Origin of the sequence: Lentibacillus sp. JNUCC-1, from assembly GCF_009741735.1 — a bacterium.
Classification (GTDB): Bacteria; Bacillota; Bacilli; order Bacillales; family Amphibacillaceae; genus Lentibacillus_B.
This window is the reverse complement of record NZ_WHOH01000001.1, coordinates 22,959-37,392: the sequence shown is the minus strand read 5'-3', so window position 1 is coordinate 37,392 and position 14,434 is coordinate 22,959. Positions and strand designations below refer to the sequence as shown.

Here is a 14,434-nt window from a genome sequence, read left to right as displayed (position 1 = left end):
CCATGAAAGAAAGACAAGGTTTAATTGTCTGGTTTCAGCAAATGCGTAACACAAAATACATTAAACGTTTTGGACATCTGGTTCATGTTTCGAAAAAAATGAAGTATGCGGTATTATACGTTGATATGGAGCAGATTGATTCAGTTGAACAAAAGCTGTTAAAACAATCCTTTATTTCAAAAGTTGATCGATCTTATAAGCCATTTATTCAAACCGATTATGAGAATGCTAAAGTGGACAAAGCAAAAGAATATGACTATAAAATGGGCATTTAAGAACAAAAGCGGAAACGCCCTGGTCACCCCGAAAATCATAAGCAAGAACGCGTAGTGGCGATCTTTGGCACGTAGCGTTCTTGCTTATGACTCGATGGGGTAGGCGTTGGAGCTGGACGTGGTCCCTTGACAATCTTTATTAACAGCTCGGATATTTTATCATTTCCTAAGCAATAAAAAAACCTGCAGACATAGATCTGCAGGCTCTTTTTTGTTTTCTTCCGGAAAACAAAAAAGCAAAGGGAGAGGAGAAACCGGAAGAAATACTTAGGGGGAAGTCTAAGCATCTTCCGAATTCTAAACAGCCAAATTGCATGTCTTGACTGTTTCAGTATATTATTATTGACAAAGGCTGCGATATTATACATATCATAGCTCTAATTTATTTGTAGCGTGTTTTGTGGTACGATAATCAAGATTAATAACTGAGGTGTGAGACATGCGCATTATTTCAGGTGATTTAAAAGGACACCCTCTCAAGGCTGTGCCTGGCAAAATGACAAGGCCGACATCAGATAAAATAAAAGAAGCCGCGTTTCAAATGATGGGGCCTTATTTTAATGGCGGTGCTTGTCTGGACTTATTTGCCGGAAGCGGTGCATTGGGGTGCGAAGCTTTAAGCCGCGGTATGGACACTTGTATATTTATTGACCAGTCAAAGCCTGCTGTACATACGATTCAAACAAATATCAACGCACTCCGGCTCAGCCAACGGGCAGAGATATTAAAAACCAACGCATTACGTGCCATCGACAAAATGGGCAGGGGCAAACAGAGGTTTGATCTAATATTTATTGATCCGCCGTATAAAAAGGTGAATTACACAGCCGTAATAGAGGCGCTTATTAAACAACAACTCATTAATGACGAAGCGATCATCTATTGCGAACATGATCCCGATGAAGAATTGCCTCAGGAGAATATGAATCTTACCCTCATAAAACGAGCACAATATGGCAAAACAACCGCTATAACATTGTATCAATTTCTAGATAAAGGAGCACAAGATCATGAATAGACTTGCAATCTGTCCAGGCAGCTTTGACCCCGTAACATACGGCCATTTGGATATTATCAGGCGTGGCGCTCGAGTGTTTGATGAGGTGATTGTTGCTGTGTTTAACAATCACTCCAAACAACCGCTATTCACAGGAGAAGAACGAATCAGTTTGCTTAAAGAAGTGACCGCAGATTTACCTAATGTTCATGTGGATGTCTCAGAAGGCTTATTGATTGATTATGCTCGAAAAAAAGGGGCCCATGCGATCCTTCGCGGTCTGAGAGCAGTAAGTGACTTCGAGTATGAATTGCAGATCACATCAATGAACCGAAAGCTTGATGAAAACATTGAGACTTTCTTTATGATGACAAACAATCAATACTCATTTTTAAGTTCCAGTATTGTTAAAGAAGTTGCCAAATACCAAGGAAATGTTTCAGGATTGGTACCTGAACCAGTGGAGAGGGCACTAATAGAAAAATTTACTGATTGAGTTGTATCCTCAATCCTATTATTGATTCTTTTTGTTAATAAGAATTAAAACAGCAATACCGAGGCTGGCAATGGTCAAAAAAGGTCCATATTCACTTAAAACGTTTAGGATGTCAGCAGAAAGGGATGTATTGAAGTCCTGACCCACAGTCGTTACCGCTTCATCAGCAGGGTACCGATTTAAATAAACGGGTTTGTACAGTAATATTGTTAAAAGTGCTGCCAACATGCCGTGCAGTATTCTGGCAAAAAAGTATGGTTTAAAGCTGATATCTGTCTTAGCCAGAATACTGGCGACTTGTGCCTGTACAGAAAAACCGTTAAATCCCAAGATGAAGCTAACGATCACCATTTTCTGCAGCAACGAATCGATCGATAACTGTGAAATCAGTTGAGCACCAAGTGTGATTTCAAATAATCCGGATATAAAAGGAACTGATAGTTCTGGGGCTAGTTTAATCATTAGGAAAAAATACTGTATAAGACTACCGACAGCTGTAGAAATGCCGATAATGTGTAGCAATTTTGTCAGAACAGAAAAAAGAATAATGAAACCACCGACCATTACAAGTGTTTGAATCGCGTTCAAAACGGCGTCTCCGATAACTTCCCCGAGCGGTCTCGGATCATTCAATCGGGTACGATGCATGCTCTGAAACGCTTTTTTGATACTTACTGCAGCCTTTTGTTCAGTTGGTTTTGTGTGGGTATTACGCCGTTTATAGAAGCGCATACTAAGGCCCACAAGCGTATTCCCGGCATAATGGGCAAGAGCAAGTAAAAGCCCTAAGCGGGCATCATGAAAAAAACCAACAGCGACAGCACCGAAAACAAACAATGGGCTTGAAGCATTTGTAAACGATACAAGCCGCTCTGCTTCTACTTTCGTTAATTGATTTTCTTCACGGAGTCTGGCAGAAATCTTTGCTCCAGATGGGTAACCACTGGCCATTCCCATAAACCAGGCAAAGCTTCCTGCGCCAGGGACGTTAAAAAGAGGGCGCATAACAGGCTCAAATAGAAGCCCTATAAATTGAACCACACCAAAACCGATCAGCAGTTCAGCTGCGATAAAAAAGGGTAGAAGTGAGGGGAAAACCACTTCCCACCACATGTTTAAGCCTCGGACACTTGCGTCCAGCGATTGTTCAGGAAATGTAATTAAAGCCAGGGCAAGTCCAACGGCAAGGGAAGCTAGCAATAGAGTCATCATTATTTGTCTCAACCGATCGGCCCTCCAATAAACTCAGCTCACGCTGTACATGTTGTTTTATCTGCGTGTAAAATAGTGTTGCACGTACAAGTCTTTAACAATATACGCTATGAGTGTGCATAAATATGAATGGTAGTTATTAATAAATCAGGAAGGGGACTCATCATGAAATTTACCAAACGGCATTTAATCGCACTTGTTGCCATCATTGTGCTTGCTTTTTTTCTAGCAAATTACAAATTGCCTTATTACATATATAAGCCAGGTGGAGCAGATGCGTTGAATCCGATTGTAGCAGTTGAAGGAGGCTATCAAAGTGAAGGGGATATGCATCTCGTAACCGTAAGCGGCGGACAGGCGACGCCGATTCAATATTTATGGTCCTCTATATTGCCCCATCATGAAATTAGAGATATTAATACGGTCTTTCCGGAAGATGTTACGAGAAAAGAATATATGCATGCTCAGCTCGAAATGATGGAAAATTCCCAGGAAGCATCTACGGTAGTGGCTTATCAGGCAGCTAAAGCAGATATAAATATTCAATATGACGGCGTTTACGTAGCTCAGGTATTTGAAAAAATGCCAGCAGAGGGCGCTCTTAAATCAGGCGACCAAATTGTAAAAATTAACGGTGCGAATGTTTCTCAGGCACAGGATATGATTGATGTTGTGGATACAATGGAAGCAGGTGAAGAGATTAAACTCGTGATTGATCGTGAAGGGGAAGAACATACGAAGTCAATTGAATTGATTGAGTATCCGGACCGGGATGACGGTAAAATTGGAATTGGTGTCGGTCTTGTAACAGATAGGAAGGTCGAGGTTGATCCTGAAGTGAACTTTTCAAGCGGACGTATCGGAGGACCGAGTGCCGGTCTTATGTTCTCTCTTGAGATATATGATCAGCTCACTGAAGAAGATTTGACGAAAGGCTATCAAATTGCAGGGACGGGGCAGATTGGTTATGACGGCAATGTCGGACGCATAGGCGGAATCGATAAGAAAGTGGTGGCTGCAGATCGTGAAGGGTGTGACTTCTTTTTTGCACCTAATGAAGAAGGAGCCTCCGATTCCAACTACCAAACAGCTTTGAAAACGGCAGAAGAAATCGGCACGGATATGAAGATTATCCCAATTGATACGTTCGATGAAGCTCTTGATTATATTCAGCAATTAAAACCGGCGTCTTGACATTTTAAGGGTCGACCATAATTGGTCCTTTTAATTCTTGTTGAAATAACGCTGTATGTACGTTAGGTTCCAGTATACTATAATAAACATCCTGAGCCCTTTCCTCAATATCCAACATCTCATGGTTTAAATCAGGCATTCTGGAGATGAGCGGTATGCTCATCTTTTTTTTCTGCTTACTTAAATATGTACGTCCGGTCGGGGTCATGCCAAGCAAACGTACGTATGGGGCTTGCGTGTCTTGAAGGAATCGTGCTGCTGTTTTTTTCTTTGTTCCCGTTAATATATGAACAAACATGCGCTGCAATCTTGTCCAAGTGTAGCGTTTTGTTTTGATCCGAGCAACCCAATCGTTGAATGAAACAGCTGTTTTGGCAGTTTTCTTTATACGATGCTCGAGCCCTTCATCCACACCTTGAATTTCTGCCAGCTCCATAGGACTCATAGTTATGACTTTATATTTCAGATAAGGAAAATAGTGTTCCCATGTATGCCATATGTTGGTTTTCATCTGATAATCAAGCAACATTTCATACATCGCATCTGGTAAAGCATGTTGCACAGCGTCTGATATATGCTCGTGTTTAAGAAGTTCTTGTCTTATGCTCGTTGCACTGGCAATAGCATGACGGATATCTGCATCATGATAATCATTCTTAATTCTTTTAATCGTCAATGGACGAATGCCATTGTTAAGCGCCATGATGGATTTCACATAACTAAAGCCAAGTATATTGTTTGGCTTTGAAAGATCCAGTTTGGAAGGGTCTATACCAGCAGCCAAATAGGCGTATTTACTGGCTGAAGGATACGACAGCCCCTCGTCCAAACCGGCTGTGAGGGTCTTACTAAACACATTTTGATGCGCTTCCAATTGGTGGTACGCGTACAGAAAGCGGGAAATATCACCTGACTCGCTCCCGAAACAAATGCTATCCACACCAATTTCATTCAATACACGGACAGCGCCGTCAGCGAAAAAGTTGCTTCCCTGTACGGCATATACATAAGGCAATTCCAGAATAATATCCGCGCCGGACAGCAAAGCAGCTTTCGCCCGATGGAATTTGTCAATTATAGCCGGCTCACCTCTTTGCAGGAAGGATCCGCTCATCACTGCGATTATACAGTCCGCCTCCGATGTCTGACGCGATTGATTTATATGGTGGACATGCCCATTGTGAAAGGGATTATATTCGACAACCAGGCCGCAAGTTTTCATAACATCAGCTCCTAATAGTGGCTATTGGTGCTATTGTATCAAATTTTGTGCTTGTCCACACGGTGCTTCATTGGATAATTGAATTTAAATTGCGTATGATGAAGAGAAGAGCATGATAAGCTTTTGGTTTTGTTCAATGATGTAAAGAAAATATGTTGACAAAACACGGAATACAATTTAAAATAACCTTTGTGCCTGAGGTGATCGAAATGAAATTTACATTGGGTCAAATTAGGAAAAAAGCTTTTAAAGAACCGATGACATTTGATCAGTTAGTAGATGTTTCAGAACTGCAGTCGATGAATAATGATATCAGAGAAATTGAACCTGTCAGAGTCAAAGGGTTTTGTGAGTACCATGGTGAGCAAATTATCTTTTCATTTAATCTAATAGGGGATATGATTTTACCATGTGCACGAACATTGACAGACGTCAATTATTCGTTTGATATTGGAGCCCATGAGGTGTTTTCAACTTCCGAATACTTCAGTGATGAAGATGAAGAAAATGAGATTCATCCTGTAGAGGGCGAAACATTGGATCTGACTCCTTATATAAAGGAGCACATTTTATTGAACGTGCCTTTCCGAGTCTTTTCCGATCAGGCGAATTCACAGGATAATGTGCCTGTTGAAGGGGAAGGATGGGCATTTGTTGCAGAAGAACAACAAGAAGACACTGTTGATCCCCGTCTGCAAAAACTTGAATCCTATTTCAAGGACAAGTCCGAATAAGCTAACCCATACGCTGTAGTCAAGGAGGTGTAAGTCATGGCAGTACCAAAGAGAAGAACCTCAAAAAAGGTTAAAAATCAACGTCGTACTCATAAAAAGCTGCATGTGCCAAACATGGTGGAATGCCCTAACTGTGGTGAACTCACCAAATCACATCATGTGTGCAAATCATGCGGACATTATGACGGCAAAGAAGTTGTTAACGATTAATATACAAGCATGTAAAAACAGGTCATCCCTAGGGATGACCTGTTTTTGTCTTTCAAACTCAAATACCTCTTTTATTGTGAGTTGTGGTATAGTAAAGGGTATACGCTGACTATAAATGGAGGATATAGATGGAACATACAGTGCAATATGAATTATTCAATGGAGAATATGGCTTAATTAAACTTAATCGTCCTGAAAAACGAAATGCAATATCGAATGAAATGGCAGTGGCATTGAAGAAAATCCTTCTTCAGGCAAAACAAGATGCAATGAAGTGCCTCGTGATAACGAATACAGGCAATGATATGTTTTGTGCTGGGGGAGATTTAATTGATTTGCATAGTGATTTGAGCCCTGACGAAGCTTTTTCGATGTTATATCCTATGAAAGAAGTTTTATATGAATTGGCTTCGTTTCCTGTACCGACAATCGCTGTACTAAATGGCCATGCGCTTGGAGGCGGTTGTGAATTGGCCACGGCATGTGATTTTCGAATTGCAAAAAATACCGCTGATTTTGGATTTGTGCAATCCAGTCTTGGGATAGCCCGGGTTGGGGAGGCGGTACGTTGCTGTATGAAAAAGTACACCCGAATTTTGCTTTCCGCTGGCTTGTGGAAGCGAACATTTACAATGCCCCTGCATTACTGGAAAAAGGCTGGATTCATCATTTGTATACAGAAACAGAAGTGGATGGACATAAGCAGCTGATTGAGCCATATCTGGAACGATCTATCGATCAAATGCTGATGTTTAAACGGCAGTTCAGTAACAAAGTCCCCATGCTTGCTTTATCTGCGCAAATGAATGAAGATGTACGCGCAGCTGCAAGTCTGTGGGGAACCCGCGGCACCGTGAAGCATTGAAAGAATTTACAGCTAGAAATAAGAATGAACATAATCTTTAATAAAATAATAGTCTATCACACCTATCTTTAGCATACATTGATAGCAAAAGGTAAGGAGTGATGGCATGAGTAATTCCAGACAGGATGCATGGTCCAGAGATGAAGACATTATATTGGCAGAAACTGTGCTTCGCTATATAAGAGAGGGAAAAACACAGCTTGAAGCTTTTAAAGACGTTGCGAATCAATTGTCCCGGACCTCTGCTGCATGTGGATTTCGCTGGAATGCTACGATACGCAGGCATTATGAAGAAGCGATTCAACAGGCAAAGCAGGACAGAAAAACAGGTATAACGGACCAGATACACAATCCTAACCTCCAGTCACACGCTTCATCCCAACATGACCCCATTGATTCAGCGATCCGTTTACTCGAGAATATGAAAAAACAACAGCCCGCTGAGTTCGATGGCTTGATGGATGAAAAGTATGATGTCGTAATGACGCTTAAAGAAGAAAATGAAACATTAAAGCGAAGGCTGAAACGATATGAAGCAGCCTGGACTGAAATGGGTAAGTTATGGGAATGGGTGACAGAAAAAAGAGTGCGTTAAACTGTGGAAATAAAAATCCGACCATCGATTCAAAATGGAACGTGAATCGATGGTCGGATTTCTTTTATGTGTTGATTAATCTGTTTTTGAAACTTTTTCTTGAACCCCTTCGACCATCCATATTAATGGGTTTTCTCCAAGGTCTCTTTCCATTTCATAGTGTGCTTTCACAAAGCCCATTTTCTCCCAGAAACCCTTTGAGTTTACGCGAGGGCTGGTTTTGATAGGCAGATTATAGCTTTTTGCATATTCCACAAGTCTCCGCCCATATCCGTTCCCCTGATAACTTGGCAGCACTTCTAGTTTCCACAGCTCCAGATAATCCTGTGGCGGATCAAAATAAGCATCATATTTGGCTGGTACTTTATATAAGCTCATTCTTGCTACGAGAGTGTCGCCATAATAAATGCCGTAAAATGGTGACTCACTGTCATTTTCGACAATGTTGTTCTGCAGATCCTCAAGCATGGACAGCTCCTGGTTGCCATATTCACGAAAACGTTTAAATTGCTCGAGTGTCTTATAATTGATTAAGAGTTTCTCAACTTTAACACGATCCATATTCATCCCCCTCAATTTCATTTTTACTTTCTTTAAACACAAATTCTGTATACCTTTTATTATAATATAAATTGCTCTATAATTAAACGAAGATGCCATAGAGGTCAAAACAGATTAAATGAATGACTCATATGATTCGTGTAGAATACATATACGACTATTAACATTAAAGGAGTATAGCCAGATGCAAATTCACTCAATACCATTGGATGTTCATCAGCCTTTATTGCAAGACTATTATAATGAAAGTGAATATATGATGTCACATTTTCATTATAATCCTTTTGATGAATCATCTTTCCAAACCAGACTTAAAGATTTGAAAAACAACACTTATAATCGTAATGCTCTTACCGATGCGTTAAAAAAAATGAACGCAAATTGGGCTGCTCCTGAAGAATCAAATAAAAATATTGAACGCCTTAAAGATGACAACAGTGTGGTTGTGATTGCCGGGCAACAGGCTGGTTTATTAACAGGTCCGCTTTATACCATTAATAAGATACTATCTGTTCTTCAGATGGCAAAAGAGCAGGAGAAAAAACAGGGCGTACCAGTCATACCCGTTTTTTGGATGGCAGGGGAGGATCATGATTTTGCAGAAATCAACCATGTGTATATGCCAGATGAAGGTGGTATGAAGAAAAAGCCCATCGGCCAGCATGCCCCTGATAAAGTCCCGGTTTCCTCAATCTCGATAGATCACGAAAAGGCCCTTCAATGGCTTGATGATCTATTTATGTTGATGAATGAAACAGCACATTCCAAAAATCTGTATGAAACTCTGTCTTCTTGTTTGAAGCATTCTAAAACATATGTTGATTTTTTTGCCCGCGTTATTTACCGGCTCTTTCCCAATTCTGGACTTGTGCTTGTCGATTCTGATAATCGAGAACTGCGCCAACTTGAAACGGACTGCTTTTTGGAGTTAATTAACAGACAACCGGAGATTGCAAATGGTGTTCATCAATCAGTGCAATCACTTAAGCAGCACGGTTACACACTATCTCTTGAAACAGAACCGGATGAAGGTCATTTGTTCTATCATGTCAATGGCCAGCGGCTTCTTTTATTTAAGGAGGAAAACACAGGATTATGGAGAAGTAAAGCGCATGACATAGAACTGACGACTGAAAATTTGCTGGAAACTGCAAGCCGAACTCCAGAACGTTTAAGCAATAATGTGGTGACAAGACCCTTAATGCAAGAATGGCTGTTTCCAGCGCTCGCATTTCTGGGAGGTCCCGGGGAAATAAGTTACTGGGCAGCGTTGAAACCAGCCTTCTCAGCTTGTGGTCTCAAAATGCCCCCTGTATTACCACGTAAGTCCTTTACATATGTGGGACGAGATACAGAACGTGCACTGCAGAAGCATCATATCCATGTCGGAAATGTCATTCGCAGTGGCACCAGTGGAGAAAAGGGCAATTGGCTTTCAGCTCAGTTCAATCCACCAATTGAAGAGATGGTGACAGAGGTGAAACGCGCTATAACGACGGCACATCAGCCACTCAGCCAAGCAGCTGAAAAAATACAACCAGATCTCGGTCATATGGCTCAAACCAATTTACTGCACCTTCATCGTGAACTGGAACAACTTGAAAAGCATATTACAAAGAGGATAAAAGCCCGACACAGGGAAGAAATAGCGGAATTTGATTTAATTGAACAGGCAATTCGGCCTCTGAGTAATTTACAAGAACGTATTTGGACGCCGCTCCCATTCTTAAATGATTGTGGCATGGAAATGTTTGAGAAACTGGCGAATCAACCATGGCCAGACGACCAGGGGCACTATGTCGTATATTTGTAGTTGGAGATTTCTTGTACCACCGCTCCCCACTTTTTCAAACGATCTTTTTGCTCGTATTATCGGCGAAAAGGTCGTTTTTTTGTTGTTGAATCAGTTCTTTAGTCCTAATTTAATAGTGATCCAAATAAAATGGTGGTAGAAAGTGGGGGGTGTGGTAACATTGTGTTACGAAAGTGGGGTGGAATAGATGTTCATGGGAGAATTCCAACATAACTTTGATACAAAGGGACGTATTATTGTCCCAGCTAAGTTCCGTGACGAGCTTGGTGAACAGTTTGTTGTGACCCGTGGACTTGATCAATGTCTATTTGCCTACCCCATGGAAGAATGGAAAACAGTTGAAGAGAAATTAAAGCAACTCCCGCTCACCAAAAAAGATGCTCGGGCTTTTACAAGGTTTTTCTTTTCCGGAGCAGTGGAATGTGAAGTCGATAAACAGGGCAGAATAAACATTCCGCAACCGCTGCGCAAATACGCAGCGCTTGATAAAGAATGTGTCGTCATTGGTGTTTCCAATCGAGTAGAGTTCTGGTCCGCTGATATTTGGGATGATTACTTTAATGAATCTGAAGCATCCTTTGATGATATAGCCGAAAACTTGCTTGATTTCGATATATAAACAAAAGTGGGTGTTTGAGTGTTTGATCATTACAGTGTATTGAAAAGCGAAACAATTGAAGGCTTGAATGTTAAACCGAATGGGCTCTATGTGGATTGTACCCTCGGAGGTGGGGGCATTCAGAATCCATTTTACAGAGGCTAAGTGGAGATGGCCGATTGGTCGCCTTTGATCAGGACCAGGATGCTCTGGATGCTGCACAAGAAAGACTTTCAGAGTATCATTCAGATATCACCTATATCAGGGCGAATTTTAGGCATCTGAAAGCTGAATTGGAAAAGCAGGATATTCATGAAGTGGATGGTATTTTATTTGATCTGGGTGTATCATCTCCTCAGCTGGATCGAGGCGAAAGAGGATTCAGTTATCAACATGATGCCAAACTCGATATGCGGATGGACCAATCGAATGAGCTCACAGCTTATGACATTGTCAACCAATGGTCCTATAACGACTTGGTACGTATTTTCTTTAAATATGGGGAAGAGAAATTTTCAAAGCAGATAGCCCGTAAAATTGAACAAGAAAGAGAACAAAGGCCGATTCATACGACTTATGAGTTGACGGAACTCATTAAAGCAGGCATACCTGCTGCAGCCAGACGAAAGGGTGGGCATCCGGCAAAAAGGGTTTTTCAAGCTTTGAGAATTGCTGTGAACGATGAACTGAATGTATTTGAAGATGCCCTCAATCAGGCTGCAGAAGTAATTTCTCCAGGCGGAAGAATTGCTGTTATCACTTTTCATTCCTTAGAAGATCGAATATGCAAGCAATTGTTCAAAAGATGGAGCACACCAAAACCTGTCCCTAAAAATTTGCCGATTTTACCAAAAGATCACGAAGCACCATTTAAATTAATTGCCAGAAAACCAATTGTAGCAGATGAAGCAGAATTGGAAGCAAATCGACGTTCACGTTCAGCTAAATTAAGAATCGTAGAAAAAATATAATCCACTAATTGTCCAGGAGAGGATGAATTGCTTATGAATACAAGCCATGCACGGAGTTGGGAAAAGTCATACATACCTGCTGCCTCCCAACCAAAAACAGTTGTAAAAGTTAAAGAATCAGGTTGGATTACTAAAGGGGAAAAACTGATTTACGGATTTGCAAGTGTATGCTTAATAGTGGCAAGTATATTTATCGTGTCATATTCTTCATCAATGGATTCACTCAATCGTGACGTGCAATCGCTGGAACGTAAAATTTCGGTTCAACAAACGACGAATGAGAATCTTCAATTTGAAAAACAGGAACTGACCCGTCCTGAACGGATCACCCAGATTGCAAGAGAACACGGTCTGACGATTCAAAATGCTGAAGTGAAACAAGCGAATCTGATGAACAGCAATGCAAGGTGATTGGCATGAACAAAAATAAGCATAAGCACACACATTTGATGGCAGGCATATTCATCGTTATTTTTGCCTTTGTATTTCTGGGAGTGGCCGGGCGCTTTTTATACATTCAGGCCTCTGGCACAGTCAACGATGTGTCTTTGAAAGAATGGGCTAAAGATAAAAGGACGACATCCTATTCCATCAGTGCAGAACGGGGCAAAATTTTGGATAAAAACGGCGTAGAACTTGCTTATGATCATCCAACGTTTACCCTGTTTGCTACAGTGGACGATGCTTTCACAGTTAATGAAAAGGAGCCGCAGCATGTCGTTGATCCGCAAAAAACGGCAGAGAAGCTTGCTCCTTTTTTGGATGTGGACGAAAGTTATATTCTTGAACGAATTGAATGGGGACTTGAAAATGAAAAAACTCAAGTTGAATTCGGTTCTTCAGGTAAGGAACTATCTCAAAAAACAAAAGACGACATCGAGGATCTGGAATTGCCGGGTATTGGTTTCACCAAACATGCGATCCGTTACTATCCGAATGGCTTGTTCGCTTCAAGAATTGTTGGCTTTGCCCAGAAAAATGAATCTGGAAATATTAAAGGTGTCACAGGTATGGAAAAGCAAATGGATGACATGCTCCAGGGGGAACCTGGCCATATCTCTTACGAACGTGACCGATTCGGAACAAAACTGCTCAATCCTAATGAAGTAGTGAAAAAGCCTGAAGATGGAAATAACATCGCTTTAACGATCGACCAAAAGGTACAAACATTACTAGAAGATGTTATGACGCAAGTAGAAACTGAATACAAACCATCACGCATGACCGCAATTGTGATGGATCCAAAAACAGGTGAGATTGTGGCTATGAGCAATCGGCCCAGTTATAACCCGAACCATCCCGACAATATTCAAAACTGGTATAATGATGCCGTTTCAACTCCAATAGAGCCTGGTTCGACCATGAAGATGCTGACATGGGCAGCAGCAATTGAATCCGGAAATTATAAAGGAGACGAATTATATGAATCCGGCAAATACCAAGTAAGTGATCTTGTAACCCCCGTTCATGACCATAATAACGGAAAAGGATGGGGGGAAATCACCTATGATGAAGGGTTTAGACGTTCCTCTAACGTTGCTGCTTCAAAACTTGTCTGGGAAAAAATGGGCCCAGATACATTCCTGGATTATTTACATGCCTTTGATATGGATAAGAAAACCGGCATAGACCTTCCGGGTGAAGTAACTGGAAAAATCGTATACAGATGGCCTTCAGATAAACTGACGGCCTCTTTTGGACAAGGGAGCACTTATACACCCATTCAGCTTATGAAGGCGGCAAGTGCTATTGCCAATGATGGCCAGATGATGACGCCTTTCGTCAAATCAAAGATCATTGACTCCTCGAATGGTAAGGTGATCGAAGAAAAAGCCCCGAAACCCGCTGGCCAGCCTATTTCAAAAGAAACAGCTGATCGGGTGCTCGATCTGCTTGAAGATGTGGTGACAGAAGAAGGGGGAACAGGGCACATCTATGCATTAGAGGATTATTCCGTAGCAGGGAAAACGGGCACAGCCCAAATTGCGAATCCTGACGCTCCTGGACATTTGCGCGGGCGTGAGAATAATATATTTTCATTCCTTGGTATGGCTCCAAAAGACGACCCAAAGCTAATGATGCTTGTTCAAGTAAAACAGCCAGAATTAAAACCCACCGAATATGGGTCTATGCCTGTTTCGTTTATATTTAAAAACGTTATGGAGAACAGCCTCCATTATTTGAATATTGATCCCGATAAAGAGACAGACGCATCGGTTAACCCGATACAAATGCCAAAGGTGAAGGGTGCAACTAAAGATAAGCTGGAGCAATTTGCTTCAAAACACGGTCTTAAGGCCACCTTTATAGGCAAAGCGTCCTCAATCATATCAGCTAATGTGAAAAAGGATGACCTCATTTTACCTGGTCAGCGATTAATATTTGTTACCGAAAACCCCATCATGCCTGATATAAGCGGTTGGTCAAAAAGGGACGTTTTACAATTGGCTGATATGCTGGACCTGGAGATAAAGCTGGAAGGAGAAGGCTACGCCGTTAAGCAAAGTATTTCTGCCGGAGAGAAAATCAAGGGCGACAAGACGCTGTCCGTAACGTTTGACGTTCTTGAAACGACACAAGATGGCGGAGACAATTCAGAAGACAACACGAACGAATAGCTTGTCTGTAAGCAGTGTTCTATTCCGTATTTTTTATCATATAGTGGATACAAGCCTACCTATGAAGAGGGGA

The 14,434-nt window shown here is 41.3% G+C and carries 16 protein-coding genes and 1 pseudogene; 14 read left to right on the top strand and 3 right to left on the bottom strand.

Annotated elements, in window-relative coordinates; translation table 11 throughout:
- The first annotated feature begins 2 nt into the window (after positions 1-2).
- The 3 genes from JNUCC1_RS00195 (at position 3) to coaD (ending at position 1,768) form a co-directional block, all read left to right on the top strand.
- Positions 3-275: a YlbG family protein gene (locus JNUCC1_RS00195; protein ID WP_156643473.1), complete on the top strand. Its 273-nt coding sequence runs from the start codon at positions 3-5 to the stop codon at positions 273-275.
- Between the two features lie 439 nt (positions 276-714).
- Positions 715-1,293, top strand: coding sequence for a 16S rRNA (guanine(966)-N(2))-methyltransferase RsmD (rsmD, locus tag JNUCC1_RS00190; protein ID WP_156643472.1), 579 nt, complete (start codon positions 715-717; stop codon positions 1,291-1,293).
- Positions 1,286-1,768, top strand: a complete 483-nt coding sequence (gene coaD / locus JNUCC1_RS00185) for a pantetheine-phosphate adenylyltransferase (protein WP_156643471.1) — start codon at positions 1,286-1,288, stop codon at positions 1,766-1,768. The genes rsmD and coaD overlap by 8 nt, the downstream gene beginning before the upstream one ends.
- 18 nt (positions 1,769-1,786) lie before the next feature.
- Here the strand turns inward: coaD and ylbJ are convergent, their stop codons facing one another.
- Positions 1,787-2,992 (bottom strand): sporulation integral membrane protein YlbJ, encoded by a 1,206-nt coding sequence (gene ylbJ, locus JNUCC1_RS00180; RefSeq protein WP_269448120.1) that lies wholly within the window; start codon positions 2,990-2,992, stop codon positions 1,787-1,789.
- Positions 2,993-3,145: 153 nt separating this feature from the next.
- Between ylbJ and JNUCC1_RS00175 the strand changes: the two genes are divergently transcribed.
- On the top strand, positions 3,146-4,174 hold the full coding sequence (locus tag JNUCC1_RS00175) for a SepM family pheromone-processing serine protease (RefSeq protein WP_156643470.1): 1,029 nt from the start codon (positions 3,146-3,148) through the stop codon (positions 4,172-4,174).
- A gap of 4 nt (positions 4,175-4,178) precedes the next feature.
- On the opposite strand, the gene JNUCC1_RS00170 is transcribed toward JNUCC1_RS00175, so the two are convergent.
- Positions 4,179-5,396, bottom strand: coding sequence for a nucleotidyltransferase (locus tag JNUCC1_RS00170; protein WP_156643469.1), 1,218 nt, complete (start codon positions 5,394-5,396; stop codon positions 4,179-4,181).
- Positions 5,397-5,548: 152 nt separating this feature from the next.
- Here JNUCC1_RS00170 and JNUCC1_RS00165 point away from each other — a divergent pair, with 152 nt between their 5' ends.
- From JNUCC1_RS00165 to JNUCC1_RS00150, 5 genes are all read left to right on the top strand, one after another.
- A complete protein-coding gene (locus JNUCC1_RS00165; RefSeq protein WP_331713533.1) occupies positions 5,549-6,130 on the top strand; it encodes a YceD family protein in 582 nt (193 codons plus the stop codon).
- Positions 6,131-6,166: 36 nt separating this feature from the next.
- Positions 6,167-6,340 (top strand): 50S ribosomal protein L32, encoded by a 174-nt coding sequence (gene rpmF, locus JNUCC1_RS00160; RefSeq protein WP_156643467.1) that lies wholly within the window; start codon positions 6,167-6,169, stop codon positions 6,338-6,340.
- 128 nt (positions 6,341-6,468) lie between these two features.
- Positions 6,469-7,050, top strand: coding sequence for an enoyl-CoA hydratase/isomerase family protein (locus tag JNUCC1_RS00155; protein WP_231746921.1), 582 nt, complete (start codon positions 6,469-6,471; stop codon positions 7,048-7,050).
- On the top strand, positions 7,011-7,205 hold the full coding sequence (locus JNUCC1_RS18375) for a hypothetical protein (protein WP_231746920.1): 195 nt from the start codon (positions 7,011-7,013) through the stop codon (positions 7,203-7,205). The genes JNUCC1_RS00155 and JNUCC1_RS18375 overlap by 40 nt, the downstream gene beginning before the upstream one ends.
- A 106-nt stretch (positions 7,206-7,311) precedes the next feature.
- Positions 7,312-7,800: an RsfA family transcriptional regulator gene (locus JNUCC1_RS00150; protein WP_156643466.1), complete on the top strand. Its 489-nt coding sequence runs from the start codon at positions 7,312-7,314 to the stop codon at positions 7,798-7,800.
- 75 nt (positions 7,801-7,875) lie between these two features.
- Here JNUCC1_RS00150 and JNUCC1_RS00145 read toward each other — a convergent pair whose 3' ends face one another.
- Complete coding sequence (locus tag JNUCC1_RS00145) at positions 7,876-8,361, bottom strand: N-acetyltransferase (RefSeq protein WP_156643465.1); 486 nt, start codon at positions 8,359-8,361, stop codon at positions 7,876-7,878.
- Positions 8,362-8,545: 184 nt separating this feature from the next.
- On the opposite strand from JNUCC1_RS00145, the gene bshC reads away from it, so the two are divergent.
- From bshC to JNUCC1_RS00120, 5 genes and pseudogenes are all read left to right on the top strand, one after another.
- Complete coding sequence (gene bshC / locus JNUCC1_RS00140; RefSeq protein WP_197431580.1) at positions 8,546-10,174, top strand: bacillithiol biosynthesis cysteine-adding enzyme BshC; 1,629 nt, start codon at positions 8,546-8,548, stop codon at positions 10,172-10,174.
- 187 nt (positions 10,175-10,361) lie between these two features.
- Entirely contained in the window at positions 10,362-10,793 is a 432-nt protein-coding gene (gene mraZ, locus JNUCC1_RS00135) for a division/cell wall cluster transcriptional repressor MraZ (protein WP_156643463.1), read from the top strand.
- Between the two features lie 18 nt (positions 10,794-10,811).
- Positions 10,812-11,743: pseudogene (gene rsmH / locus JNUCC1_RS00130) on the top strand (16S rRNA (cytosine(1402)-N(4))-methyltransferase RsmH).
- A gap of 33 nt (positions 11,744-11,776) precedes the next feature.
- The gene (gene ftsL, locus JNUCC1_RS00125) at positions 11,777-12,154 is read left to right on the top strand and encodes a cell division protein FtsL (RefSeq protein WP_156643462.1); all 378 of its coding nucleotides are present in this window, start codon (positions 11,777-11,779) and stop codon (positions 12,152-12,154) included.
- A 5-nt stretch (positions 12,155-12,159) separates the two neighbouring features.
- Positions 12,160-14,361 carry a penicillin-binding protein gene (locus tag JNUCC1_RS00120; protein WP_156643461.1) on the top strand — a complete coding sequence of 734 codons (2,202 nt, stop codon included), beginning with the start codon at positions 12,160-12,162 and terminating at the stop codon, positions 14,359-14,361.
- Positions 14,362-14,434: the final 73 nt, after the last annotated feature.